We start from the raw sequence: 12479 nt of genomic DNA, 5'->3' as shown, positions 1-12479 counted from the left end.
ATTTACACCTCAATTTTTTATCCATTTCTCTTTTTTCTTTTTACAAAATAATCGTAAAGTTGCGAAACATCCCTACCAGCATAATTCAAATATTTTCTTCCCTTTCCACGTACAAAAGGTAACAAGCGTTTTCCATACTTTTTCCCTGCTCCTAACATAAGCCCTGTCCCTATGCCATACATAATAATTTTTTTAATAGACCTTTTAATAGCATTTTGAGAGCCCGGGCCAAAAACACTAAAGATAAATCCGACTTTACCTTTATTACCTCCAACCCATTTGGCTTTTGGCATTTTTCTCCCCCCGTTTTATTACGGTCCTATGTTTGTAATTTTATTATAGGATTCATTCAAAGCCATGTCAATAAAAGCACTGTCTATACAAAAAACCGGCATTTTACTGCCGGTTTTGCAACATCCAATTGCCTATGTATTTTTTAATCATTTCCCTCTACTTCTTCATCGGTGCCGTATACACTGTTTGTGACTGTCTCATTTGTATTTGCGTACACATCCTGAGATACTGTACTTTCCTCAGAATTATTTTCTATTTCCGTTTGATTCTCTTCTTCAATTTCTATATCTCCTGTTTCTTTATCGTAATTTACTTTTCCCCCTAAAATCTCAGATATAAATCTAACTGGCACAAATGTTCTATTACTTATTTCCATTGCCGGAACGTCTAAAGTATATTCTTTACCGTTTACTAAAACTTTTGTTTCACCTAAAATAAACTGAATTGTTATATCACCTTTTGTAATTGTAATAGTGTTTGTTGCCTGGTCCCACTCTACTTTTGCACCTAACCCATTCATTACGGCTCTAACAGGAATTAACGTCCTTCCTTCTTTTACAACTGGTGGCACGTCAAATTTAATCTCTTTTCCATTAACAGATACTTTTGCTTTAAATTCATTGAATTTTACTTTAGCTTCAAATCTCGTCTGTGTTTGGGCTTCTAACCGATTTTTAGTTTCTCCTTTTGCCTCCAGTTTAGTTTCTGTTTTAATTTTTAGCTCATGTTTCGCCTTATCTGGCTTCGCATAAACGGTTAAAACAGAGGAAAAAATCAATAACCCCGTCAATACAAAAACTAATATTTTTTTCATACTCTCTTCCTCCTTCGTTTGATTTACCTTATTTTCACTATATAATTTCGGAGGAAGAAATAATTTTTTAGGGGGTACTAATTAAAAAATTTTTTTATTTCATTGAAAGAGAAATTCTATTTCTCTCAATGTCAACACTTAAAACTCTCACTTTTACAATGTCTCCCACTGAAACCACATCAAGAGGATGTTTTATGTAGTTTTGAGACATCTCAGAAAAGTGGACAAGCCCATCAGTATGAACCCCTATATCTACAAAGCAGCCAAAATCAGTGACATTTCTAACTGTTCCCATAAGCTCCATGCCTGGTTTTAGCTCATTTATAGTCATTACATCAGACCTCAAAATTGGCTTAGGCAAATCCTCTCTGGGATCTCTTCCAGGTTTTTTAAGCTCTGAAACTATATCATAAAGAGTAGGAAGTCCTATATCGTATTCCTCTGAAATCCTCTCTAATCCGTATTCTTCTAGAGAATTAGCAAAATCTTTTAACTTTTTTCTATCTAGTTTTTCTTTCTCATATCCAAATTTTTTCAAAAGTTTTTCTAAAGTTTCGTACCTCTCTGGGTGAACTGCTGTTGAGTCAAAGATATTGTCTCCATCTAAAATCCTTAGAAAACCGGCACATTGTGTAAAAGTGGCTTCTCCTAACCTTTTTACATTTTTAAGCTGCTCCCTATTTGTAAATTTCCCTATTTGATTTCTATATTCTACAATATTCTTGGCGATAGCAGCATTTATTCCTGAAACGTATTTTAATAAAGATACTGATGCAGTGTTTAAATCAACTCCTACGCTGTTTACACAATCTTCTACAACACCGTTTAAAGCATCTCCCAGTTTTTTCTGATCTACATCGTGTTGATACTGTCCTACCCCGATGGACTTTGGATCAATTTTTACAAGCTCTGCCAATGGGTCTTGAAGCCTTCGCGCCAGTGAGATAGCTCCTCTTAAACTTACGTTTATATCAGGAAATTCCTCTGTACCTATTGGAGAAGCAGAATAGACTGATGCCCCTGCTTCATTCACTATCACATATTTTACCTCTCTTGAAAGTTCTTTTATAAGCTCTGCTATAAACATTTCACTCTCTCTTGAAGCAGTTCCATTTCCCAAAGCGATTAAAGTGACATTGTATTTTTCTATTAATTCTTTTAAAACCTTTTTAGAATTTTCAAAATCATTTTGAGGAGGAGTAGGGTAGATTGTTGCAGTATCCAAAAGTTTTCCCGTTTCATCCACAATGGCAATCTTGCACCCTGTCCTATACGCTGGGTCGAATCCCATAACAACGTGTCCTTTTATTGGCGGCTGGAGTAAAAGACTTTTTAGATTTTCTTTAAAAACTATTATTGCCTTTTCTTCTGCTTTTTCCGTAAGAGTATTCCTTATTTCCCTCTCTATTGAAGGAGCAATAAGCCTTTTATAGGAATCTTCAATTGCCTTCTTATAATACTCTGCAAATATTGAAGCTTTATTTACTTTTGATTCTATAAGCCTATTTATTATCCTTTCACTATCTATCTCAATTTTTACAGATATGTATTTTTCCCTTTCTGCCCTATTTATCGCCAGTATTCTATGAGGCGGTATTGTCTTTACAGCTTCTTTATAGTCATAATACATCTCATAGGGAGACCTTTCTTGTTTTAACGCTTGTGTCACTATAATTCCGTTATTCCACGTAAAACTTCTTATGTATTTTCTTATATCAGCGTCATCAGATATATCCTCTGCAATTATATCCATTGCCCCTTGGTATGCTTCTTCAACTGTTGGAACATTTTCATTAAGATAAGGCTTTGCGTATTCCTCTACATCCCCATCTGTTACCTCATTTGAAGAAATAACCTTTGCAAGAGGTTCCAAGCCTTTTTCTTTCGCAATGGTCGCCCTTGTCCTTCTTTTTGGCCTAAAAGGCCTGTATATGTCCTCCACCTCTTGTAAAGTTGTAGCATTTTCTATTTTTGCTTTTATCTCCTCTGTCAGTTTTCCCTGTTCATCAATTAACCTTATAGTATCCTGTTTCTTCTCTTCAAGGTTTCTCAAATATGTAAGTCGGTCATAAAAATTTCTTAAAACCTCATCTGACAAACTTCCTGTTGCTTCTTTCCTGTACCTTGCAATAAAAGGAATTGTATTTCCTTCATCAATAAGCTTTATTGTATTTTCCACTTGAAAGTCTTTAATATTAAATTCTTTTTTTAATGTTTCTTTTACTCTATCCATAACTTACCCCTTTCTCACATAAATTTAAAGGGATACCTTTTTAAGATATCCCTTGTGATTTTTGCTTTAGATAAGCGTTTATAAATCCATCTATTTCCCCATCCATCACTGCCTGAACATTTCCCACTTCATAATTTGTCCTGTGGTCTTTAACAAGGGTATAAGGCTGGAAGACATAAGACCTTATTTGGTTGCCCCATGCTGCCTCTCTATGCTCTCCTTTTAAGTCTTCGATTTTTTCTTTCTTCTCTTTCATCATGAGGTCCAAAAGTTTAGCTTTAAGCATTTTCATGGCAGTTTCTCTGTTTTGAATCTGAGACCTTTCACTTTGACATGAAACCACTATGCCTGTTGGAAGGTGAGTAATCCTTACAGCAGACTCCGTCTTATTTACATACTGTCCTCCCGCACCCGAAGCCCTATAAGTGTCAATTTTTAAATCCTCAGGCCTTATTTCCACTTCAATATCATTTTCTAATTCAGGAAGTACTTCCACAAGTGCAAATGAAGTATGCCTTCTACCTGCCGCATCAAAAGGAGATATCCTCACAAGGCGGTGAACACCCGCCTCTGATTTAAGATATCCATAGGCAAAAGGCCCTTTTATCATAAGAGTGACACTTTTTATTCCTGCTTCTTCTCCTTGCAAATAGTCAAGGGTTTCTACTTCAAAACCTTTGTCATTAGCCCATCTTGTATACATGCGAAGTAACATCTCCGCCCAGTCTTGAGCCTCTGTACCACCTGAGCCTGCATGAATAGAAAGTATGGCATTGTTTTTATCATAGGGGCCATTTAATAGGGTTTTTATCTTTAAATCCTCTAACTTTTTCTTGAGCTCTTTGTATTCCTTGTCTACTTCATCAGTTATCGACTCATCCCCTTCATCTAAACCCAATTCAATAAGTGTATTTAAGTCTTCCCATTTTGACACAAGAGAATTGTACTCTTCTAAAAGTTCTTTTAAGGCTTTTTGTTTTTTAGCTAATTCCTGTGACTTTTTTATATCGCTCCAAAAAGCAGGATCAGACATCTTTTTGTCTATTTCTTCTATTTCTCTTTTGACACTTTCTATGTCAAAGAGAAACCCCCATTTCTTTTATTTCTTCAATCATGTTTGAAACTTCTGCTTTGTAGTCTTGCAACAAACCGCATCTCTCCTTTTTAGTATTTTATATTGGCACCACAACATTTTTTATATTTTTTACCACTGCCACAAGGACATGGGTCATTTCTGCCAACTTTTTTGCCTTTAACAACTGGCTGTTTTTTCTCTTCTGCGTCTACATTAGTGGAAATAGGTTTCGCCACCTGTTCTCTTTGAATCATATTGTCTTTATTAATTTGAATGTGATACAAGAATTTAACAGTATCCTCTTGTATGCTTTGTATCAAGTCTTCAAACATATCAAAAGCTATTTTTTTGTACTCAATAAGAGGGTCCACTTGTCCATAAGCTCTTAAGCCTATGCCTTGACGCAATTGGTCCATTTCGTCTATGTGGTCCATCCACTTAGTATCTACAACTCTTAAAAGAACTATTCTTTCGATTTCCCTCATTTGTTCTGGACCAATTTCTGCCTCTTTTTTCTCATACTGTCTTGCTGCCTCTTCATATATTATGTCAGCCAAAACCTCTTTGTCAAGCCTATCTATATCAACATCAATAATCACGCTGTCTTTTTCAAGGAACATGTCGTAAAGATGGTCTAAAAGCCCTTTTATATCCCATTCCTCAGGATACTTACTTCCTGCAGTATATATCTCAACATTTCTCTCTATTATACTTTTTACCATCTCAAGAATAGACTCTTTTAAGTTTTCACCTTCAAGTACCTTTCTCCTTTGGGCATATATTATCTCTCTTTGTTTGTTCATTACATCGTCATACTGCAAAACGTGTTTTCTAGTGTCAAAGTTTATACCCTCTACCTTTTTCTGGGCCTGCTCTATTTGTTTTGTCAAAATCTTATGCTCTATGGGCTGGTCATCATCAATTCCCAGACTGTCCATCATGTTCTTTACTCTTTCTGAGCCAAAAAGTCTCATAAGGTCGTCTTCTAAAGATATATAAAATCTTGATTCTCCTGGGTCACCTTGACGGCCTGCACGTCCTCTCAACTGATTGTCTATTCTCCTAGCTTCGTGCCTTTCAGTACCTATAATGTAAAGCCCACCCAGCTTTACAACCTCATCGTGTTCTTTTTCAGTCTCTTTTTTCGCCTCTTCAAGAAGCTCAAAATATCTCTCGCGGGCTTTTTTAACTTCCTCGCCTGAAACAGGGCCATATCCTGCAGCTTCGTTAATAATTTCTTTTGAGTAGCCCTCCTCAAGCATCTTTTTCTTAGCTATAAATTCAGGATTACCTCCTAAAAGGATATCAGTACCACGGCCTGCCATGTTTGTAGCAATTGTAACTGCTCCTTTTCTTCCTGCCTGTGCTATTATCTCTGCTTCTTTTTCATGGTACTTTGCATTTAATACTTGATGAGGTATCCCTCTTTTCTTTAACATGGCGCTTAATTTTTCAGATTTTTCAATAGAAATTGTACCAACTAGAACAGGCTGACCTTTTTTATGATGTTCTACAATGTCCTCAACAACAGCTTTAAACTTGGCTTCTTCTGTTTTGTATATCACATCAGGATGGTCTATTCTTATCATCGGCTTATTAGTCGGTATTACTACAACATCTAATCCATAAATAGCCCTAAATTCTTGCTCTTCTGTTTGAGCTGTACCTGTCATACCAGCTAATTTTTTATACATTCTAAAGTAATTCTGGAATGTTATGGTGGCTAAAGTTTTGCTTTCTCTTTCTACCTTAACCCCTTCCTTTGCCTCAATAGCCTGATGGAGGCCTTCACTGTACCTTCTCCCAAACATAAGCCTTCCTGTAAATTCGTCCACTATGATGACTTGACCATCTTTTACCACATAGTCTATATCTCTTTTCATTATAGCATGGGCCTTTAAGGCTTGGTTAATGTGGTGAGAAATTTCCATATTTTCAATATCAGCAAGGTTTTTAATTCCAAAAAATTTTTCTGCCTTAACTACACCTTTTTCAGTCAAACTTACAGCCTTTGCTTTTTCATCAACTACATAATCTTCATCTTTTCTCAAAGTCCTCACAAATCTGTCGGCTAACTTATACATGTCTGTGGATTTTTCGCCTATGCCAGATATGATAAGAGGAGTCCTTGCCTCGTCTATCAGTATGCTATCTACCTCGTCTACTATAGCATAATTAAGTTCTCTTTGCACCATGTCTTCTTTGTATATAACCATGTTGTCTCTTAAATAATCAAAACCGAATTCGTTGTTGGTTCCATAGGTTATATCAGCAGCATAGGCTTTTTTTCTTTCTTCAGGGCCCATATCGTGAAGTATTACTCCAACGCTCAGCCCCAAAAACTCGTATATCTTGCCCATCCAATCGCGGTCTCTTTTTGCCAAGTAATCATTGACAGTTACAATGTGAACTCCTTTGCCCTCTAAAGCATTAAGATATGCAGGTAATGTCGCGACAAGGGTTTTACCTTCACCAGTTTTCATTTCAGCAATGCGTCCTTGGTGAAGGACAATGCCGCCTATCACCTGCACTCTAAAATGTTTCATTTTAAGAGTTCTCCAAGCGGCCTCTCTTACCACCGCAAAAGCCTCGGGAAGTATATCATCAAGAGTTTCACCATTTTTCAATCTATTTTTAAATTCATCTGTTTTCGCCCTAAGCTCTGCATCCGTAAGTCTTGCCATTTGATCTTCATATGACAAAACCTTATCGGCAATTGGTTCCAATCTCTTAACTTCTCTTTCACTGTAGCTGCCAAATATTTTTTCAACTAAGCCCAACATTTTTATCACCTTCTAAGGTTATTAATCAACTATATATTATATCACTATGCAGTCTTTATGGCAATAAAAAGCAGTTTTTTTCAAGAATATTTTACACTCTCTTCATACAATTTTCACAAAAAAGAACGTCTCAAAATGATGCATTCTCTGTCTTAGACAAAGTTCCATTTTTATTGGCATTTTGCATCGTTCGCTCCAGGTGACATCACAGACTAAACTAAAGCTCGACCTCTGACTCAGGCGGGGTTCCGGGCACATTCGACATCCCTGTCTCAGGTGCCCGCCTCCGCCCTCCTTGGCTTCGGCCCCGCCTTCGTCTGTCGGTCTCGCTAAGTTTAGTTGCTGCTCTGTCAAGTCGCTTCACTTATGCAAAATGCCAATACATCATAAAGAGTTTGTCTACAGACTGAGAACATCTCAAAATGAGACGTTTCCTTTTTAAAAGGTTAATTTTTTATGTCCACAGCTTTAAACTTCAAAATAGGATTTAATACGTAAAATAGTGCCAATGCAATTGCAGAATCTATTGTGTGGTGAATCATTGTCCCTACTCCTACAACCACAAAAGCCTTGTAAAAATCAAATCCAAAAGGCATCACCACAATTGCTTCTAAAACAGCATGTATTGGAAGTGTAACAGCTAACGCCACGGGAAAAGAATATCCTCTTTGTATCATTTTAGCTCCAACATAACCAAACACTGCGTGAACCGCTGCTCTTGCTGCTATTATAGGTCCCAATTTTATTAAAAATCCTATCGCAGATACAACACCCACAAATACCGCTGTTGCAGGACTTATAAGCATTGCCAGCATTACAGGTACATGGGATGCCAGTGTGGCTGAGAAAGGCGGAATAACTATCCCTAAAACTCCTCCAAAAGCCAAAGGTATAATAAGGGATAGTGCTGCTAAAAGCCCTCCAATAGTAATTTCTCTTGTCTTCACGTTAAAACCCCCATTTTTTACTTTTCACAATTATAGTATACACAGATGTATATACACATGTCAATAATAAAATAACCACTTTTTAAAAATTTTTAAAGTGGTTAAGTCCTTATTCTATTAAAAAGCCTTTTTCCTTTAAGACCTTTTGTATTCTATCTAGTACCTCTTTATTTTCCCCTTCAACAGTGTGAAGATGCACTCCATCCGTCAGAGAAGACAAAAGGGTCGCTTTTCCTTCTTTTACAAACTCCATGAATTTACTTACATCATACCTTGAAGAAAGCATTAAAAGCCCTTTTATCTCCCCATAGAAGGGATGCTCTACAATTACATCTAGCACTTTTCCGCCATTGTCAACTATTAAATTTAACTCCTCCTCTGTCCTCTCATATCCGTGTTTGACAGCAAAAACTCTTTTTACAGTGTTTTCTTTTGCTGTGTCTATTACATATCCTTGAGGAGTGGATAATATTTTAATCCCTTTAGCCCTTAAAATAGCTATATCTTGCACAATAATTTGCCTTGTCACTCCAAACCTTTTAGCAAGGTCAGAGCCGGATATAGGCTCTTTAGCATTCTTTAAAATTTCAACTATTTTGTTCCTTCGCTCTTGTGCCGTCATGATTCTTCACCTTTTTAAGCATAGCATTTGTAACAAGTAAAAATGTGCCTGTCGCCATTATAAAATCTCCTATGCTAAAGGTTTTTGGCAATGGATAAGGTTTCGGCAACACTAAGACATCTGCTAAAAATTTTAACCGTGTAGAACTTGTCAAAACCTGATGTGTAGCAATTTTATTTGCCTGAAGGTCAGGGATGAGATTATTAAGTCCCGCTGCCTTTAAAGCATCAACAGAGACAGGCATTCTTCCTCCGTTGGCAAATATTACAATAAAGTTCAAAAGCACTCCCACACTTATTATTCTAAAATACTTGTTATCTCTATTGTACCACAATCCTATGAAAAGCAAAAGATAAACAAAGAAGTGGATATAAGACCGGTATTCCATAATGACGTGAAACTTATTAGCAAGGTTTAACATACCAAACTCCAAAACAAAAGCAGCTATAAAAAGGCTGGGTTTTTTTATGTCAATATCAGCGATTCCGCTGATTTTTCCTCTTCTTAAAGTTCCATAAATTAGAGAAGCACCAAGTGAATCAAATATCATGCTTAAACTCCTCCCTATTCTTTTCAAAAGCTTTTTTAAAGGCGTTTATTATTTTAGGGCTAAACTGCGTCCTTTCATGTTCTAAAATTATTTTATAAGCTTCCTCTTGTGAAAAAGCCTTTCGGTAGGGCCTGTCTGAAACTAAAGCATCGAAAACGTCTGCGAGGGAAAGTATCTGCGCTTCCAATGGTATTTCGTCACCTTTTATGCCATCGGGATATCCACTTCCATCGTACCACTCGTGATGGTATTTCACCCATAGAGAGGCCTCCTTTAAAGCCGGAACATCTCTTAAAATTTCATAGCCTTTTTGGGGATGTTCTTTTATTATGCTTAATTCTTCATCAGTTAACTTCCCTGGCTTATTTAAAACCTCTTCTTTTACTCCAATCTTTCCTATGTCATGTAAAAGTGATGCAATCCTCACCATTTCAGTGTGAGACTCACTAAAACCAAATTCTCTACAAAGTAAAGCCGCAATTTTTTCAACGTTTTTTGAATGACCCGCTGTATATTTATCCTTTGCATCAAGAGCCTTTACAAGCACATTTATTGTGTCGTAATAAGACTGCTTTGAGTCTATGTAAAGCTTAAACATATAGCGTATCATCAAAAGAGGTATAAAGAGTAAAATGAAGCTTATGTATCCTATTCTTATAAAAGCCTCTGACATAACTATACCTACAAAGGCAAGGAAGAGAAAGTTTGGAATCATCCATTTAAAATCTTTTGTTAAAACATATTTAATTCGTCTATTAGTTAGTAAAGACACTAATACAGCCACAATAATAGTGTTTAAGAAGTAATATATCATTGCAGCTAACAATGCAGAAAGAATATATTTAGGATATATATAATTTGTATTTACACCACCAGTATATCTATATATTAATCCACCAATACCAACACTCAGAGCTAATTGAGATATATTAAATAAAGTCTTGTAATAAGGAAAATTAAAAATATGTCTTATTTTGCCATCCATATATTTACCAACCTGAAATCCCACACCTATTGCTGCAATTAAAGAACCTTCATATGGTCCAAAAATAAGCACCGCCATTAAATCAACAGCGAAAGCAACCGATACAGTTAATTCTTTTGTTACATATAATGGCATTGATTCAGCTAAAGCAGCAAAAAATCCAAATAGAATTATATCTACAATTCTATTTGTAGGGACGTTTAAAATAGAATATATAATAAAAAATAATCCCACTATTATTATTATAGAAATATATATTTTTACTCTTTTGTTAAGCATAATAAACCTCCTATTTTCAATCTAAAAAACACCTCAAACCGCCTTAACCCCATGCAACATTTGCACCTCCTGCTAATGCGAGTGCCATTAAAGCCAGCAATATTTTTATAAGTGTCGCTTTGTTCATCCTGAAACCCTCCTTTGCTGTGATAACTCTTCTGCCCTTAGGCTTCAGGTAACGCTACGCTAAGCAACTTTTAAGCGGTTTGGGTGTTAAAATAACTAAAATAACTAACGGGACGTAATTGACATTACACGCCTGTTAACAGCATCCAATGTGGCTTTTACCACAGCTTCTCCTTCATCTTTTTTTATAAGACAAGACCCGGTAAGGAGTTCCTCCTGGTTATTTGTCACATGAGTAACCCCTACAACTATTATCCTGTTTTTTGCTATATTAAATATATCGACATCTTCCAATAAAAATAAATGGTTTCTGGGAATCAATTTAGAAATAGAGTCCAGTGTAGCATTGGCAATTATTTTATATTTATTACTTGCAGTATTAGGTCCTTCAGCATATCCTTCAAAAACCTCATCGCCTCTTGTGAGGATAACTCTTGCTTCACTGGTAAGTCCATTATTTATAAATGAATAGCTTGAAAAAACAAGCCTCTGTTCTCCTTGGAGATTTTCTCCAGTATCAATTTGCGCTACACTGACAATCTTGTGATTTATATCAATTCCAAACTGCGCCATTATGACAGATTGCACATCTCTTGCAATCTGCTTTGCATTCCTTGTACTGTCAGCCAACACGTGAATTTCTGTTATCTCACCATTCTCTACAACTACCCTACTGGATAGTACTCCTTGAATTTTATTTATATACTCTTCCATCGAATTTACTGTATCTTTTGTTATTTCACCCATTATCTTCACACCCTATTAAAATTTGTCCACACTAAAAATATATTCTATACAAAATTTAAAATTCCTTCTTTTTAGACAAAAAAATTGGGGATAGAGCCTATCCCCAATTTTTTAGCTTCTTATGTAGTTTTATTCTATTGGCTCTATTAAGCCATATTTCCCATCTTTTCTTTTGTATACGACATTTATAGTGTCAGTGTCGGCATTTGTAAATACAAAGAAGTTATGTCCCAAAAGGTTCATCTGAAGAATTGCTTCCTCAGGTGACATAGGCTTTATGGGGAACCTCTTTGTCTTAACTATTTCAAAGGAACCCTCTTCCTCTTCTCCCTTAGCTTCTTCATAAACAGGTGGAATTTCAAACCTTATTGACTCATTAGCACCAAATCTATTTTTAAGCTTTGCCTTGTGTTTAAGTATTTGTTTTTCTATTTTGTCTACAACCCTATCAATTGACACATACATGTCATCGCTGACTTCTTCAGCTCTAAATATAATACCCTTAAAAGGTATCGTGATTTCCGCAATGTGATTGTTTTTCTGTACACTTAAAACAGTCCTCACTTCAGTATCTTCTGGAAAGTATTTGCTTAACTTGCTCACATTTTTTATAACCGCATCCCTTAGTCCATCCGTAACTGTCATGCCATTTTTACCGCTTACTGTGATATTCATAGTATCAAACCCCTCTCATTATCCTTCTATTTAATATAATTCTACATAAAAAACAATATTCCTGCAATATGTGGAAACAAAAAACACTCCTTTTCGGAGTGCCAGACTGTTGACAAACTATTTTGCAAGATTGGCATTTTGTGAAGTAATGCGACTCGCGACAAAGCAGTAGCTAAACTTAGCAAGCTCGAAAGACGGAGGCGGGGCTGGAGCCACGGATGGCGGAAGCGGCCACCTGAGACAAGGATGTCGAATGTGGCCGGAACCCCGCCAGAGTCTGAGAGCGAGCGTTAGTTTAGCCTGCTTTGTTGCTGGAGCAAACTTGCAAAATGCCAATCAAAATTATACT

11 protein-coding genes are annotated in these 12479 nt (G+C 36.3%); all 11 read right to left on the bottom strand.

From position 1 onward, the window contains the following. Nucleotides 1-17: 17 nt before the first annotated feature. The 11 genes from EB239_RS05225 to hpf all read right to left on the bottom strand — a co-directional run bounded on the left by EB239_RS05225 (nucleotide 18) and on the right by hpf (nucleotide 12130). Nucleotides 18-293: a hypothetical protein gene (locus tag EB239_RS05225; RefSeq protein ID WP_003869310.1), complete on the bottom strand. Its 276-nt coding sequence runs from the start codon at nucleotides 291-293 to the stop codon at nucleotides 18-20. A 143-nt stretch (nucleotides 294-436) separates the two neighbouring features. After that, nucleotides 437-1108 carry a copper amine oxidase N-terminal domain-containing protein gene (locus EB239_RS05220; RefSeq protein WP_003869309.1) on the bottom strand — a complete coding sequence of 224 codons (672 nt, stop codon included), beginning with the start codon at nucleotides 1106-1108 and terminating at the stop codon, nucleotides 437-439. A gap of 94 nt (nucleotides 1109-1202) precedes the next feature. Next, the gene (locus EB239_RS05215; protein ID WP_003869308.1) at nucleotides 1203-3341 is read right to left on the bottom strand and encodes a Tex family protein; all 2139 of its coding nucleotides are present in this window, start codon (nucleotides 3339-3341) and stop codon (nucleotides 1203-1205) included. A 40-nt stretch (nucleotides 3342-3381) separates the two neighbouring features. Continuing rightward, nucleotides 3382-4489 (bottom strand): peptide chain release factor 2 gene (gene prfB / locus EB239_RS05210; protein ID WP_318261445.1). Its coding sequence is split into 2 segments (ribosomal slippage): nucleotides 3382-4419 and nucleotides 4421-4489, totalling 1107 coding nucleotides; the frame shifts between segments, so codons are not numbered across the junction. 16 nt (nucleotides 4490-4505) lie between these two features. After that, nucleotides 4506-7199 (bottom strand): preprotein translocase subunit SecA, encoded by a 2694-nt coding sequence (gene secA, locus EB239_RS05205; protein WP_003869306.1) that lies wholly within the window; start codon nucleotides 7197-7199, stop codon nucleotides 4506-4508. A gap of 446 nt (nucleotides 7200-7645) precedes the next feature. Continuing rightward, complete coding sequence (locus EB239_RS05200) at nucleotides 7646-8146, bottom strand: hypothetical protein (protein ID WP_003869305.1); 501 nt, start codon at nucleotides 8144-8146, stop codon at nucleotides 7646-7648. Nucleotides 8147-8255: 109 nt separating this feature from the next. Beyond that, on the bottom strand, nucleotides 8256-8768 hold the full coding sequence (locus EB239_RS05195) for a transcription repressor NadR (protein WP_003869304.1): 513 nt from the start codon (nucleotides 8766-8768) through the stop codon (nucleotides 8256-8258). Next, nucleotides 8734-9318 carry a DUF5317 domain-containing protein gene (locus EB239_RS05190; RefSeq protein WP_003869303.1) on the bottom strand — a complete coding sequence of 195 codons (585 nt, stop codon included), beginning with the start codon at nucleotides 9316-9318 and terminating at the stop codon, nucleotides 8734-8736. The genes EB239_RS05195 and EB239_RS05190 overlap by 35 nt, the downstream gene beginning before the upstream one ends. After that, complete coding sequence (locus tag EB239_RS05185) at nucleotides 9308-10582, bottom strand: HD-GYP domain-containing protein (protein ID WP_003869302.1); 1275 nt, start codon at nucleotides 10580-10582, stop codon at nucleotides 9308-9310. The genes EB239_RS05190 and EB239_RS05185 overlap by 11 nt, the downstream gene beginning before the upstream one ends. A gap of 231 nt (nucleotides 10583-10813) precedes the next feature. Next, nucleotides 10814-11455, bottom strand: coding sequence for a hypothetical protein (locus tag EB239_RS05180; protein WP_003869301.1), 642 nt, complete (start codon nucleotides 11453-11455; stop codon nucleotides 10814-10816). A 129-nt stretch (nucleotides 11456-11584) separates the two neighbouring features. Beyond that, nucleotides 11585-12130, bottom strand: a complete 546-nt coding sequence (hpf, locus tag EB239_RS05175; protein WP_003869300.1) for a ribosome hibernation-promoting factor, HPF/YfiA family — start codon at nucleotides 12128-12130, stop codon at nucleotides 11585-11587. Between the last annotated feature and the right edge of the window lie 349 nt (nucleotides 12131-12479).

Origin of the sequence: Thermoanaerobacter ethanolicus JW 200, from assembly GCF_003722315.1 — a bacterium.
GTDB lineage: Bacteria > Bacillota > Thermoanaerobacteria > Thermoanaerobacterales > Thermoanaerobacteraceae > Thermoanaerobacter > Thermoanaerobacter ethanolicus.
This window is presented reverse-complemented; position numbering and strand designations above follow the sequence as displayed.

Coding starts and splice junctions, on each gene's coding strand:
- EB239_RS05225 (WP_003869310.1), bottom strand. CDS start 293: ATGCCAAAAGCCAAATGGGTTGGAGGTAATAAAGGTAAAGTCGGATTT.
- EB239_RS05220 (WP_003869309.1), bottom strand. CDS start 1,108: ATGAAAAAAATATTAGTTTTTGTATTGACGGGGTTATTGATTTTTTCC.
- EB239_RS05215 (WP_003869308.1), bottom strand. CDS start 3,341: ATGGATAGAGTAAAAGAAACATTAAAAAAAGAATTTAATATTAAAGAC.
- secA (WP_003869306.1), bottom strand. CDS start 7,199: ATGTTGGGCTTAGTTGAAAAAATATTTGGCAGCTACAGTGAAAGAGAA.
- EB239_RS05195 (WP_003869304.1), bottom strand. CDS start 8,768: ATGACGGCACAAGAGCGAAGGAACAAAATAGTTGAAATTTTAAAGAAT.
- EB239_RS05190 (WP_003869303.1), bottom strand. CDS start 9,318: ATGATATTTGATTCACTTGGTGCTTCTCTAATTTATGGAACTTTAAGA.
- EB239_RS05185 (WP_003869302.1), bottom strand. CDS start 10,582: ATGCTTAACAAAAGAGTAAAAATATATATTTCTATAATAATAATAGTG.
- EB239_RS05180 (WP_003869301.1), bottom strand. CDS start 11,455: ATGGGTGAAATAACAAAAGATACAGTAAATTCGATGGAAGAGTATATA.
- hpf (WP_003869300.1), bottom strand. CDS start 12,130: ATGAATATCACAGTAAGCGGTAAAAATGGCATGACAGTTACGGATGGA.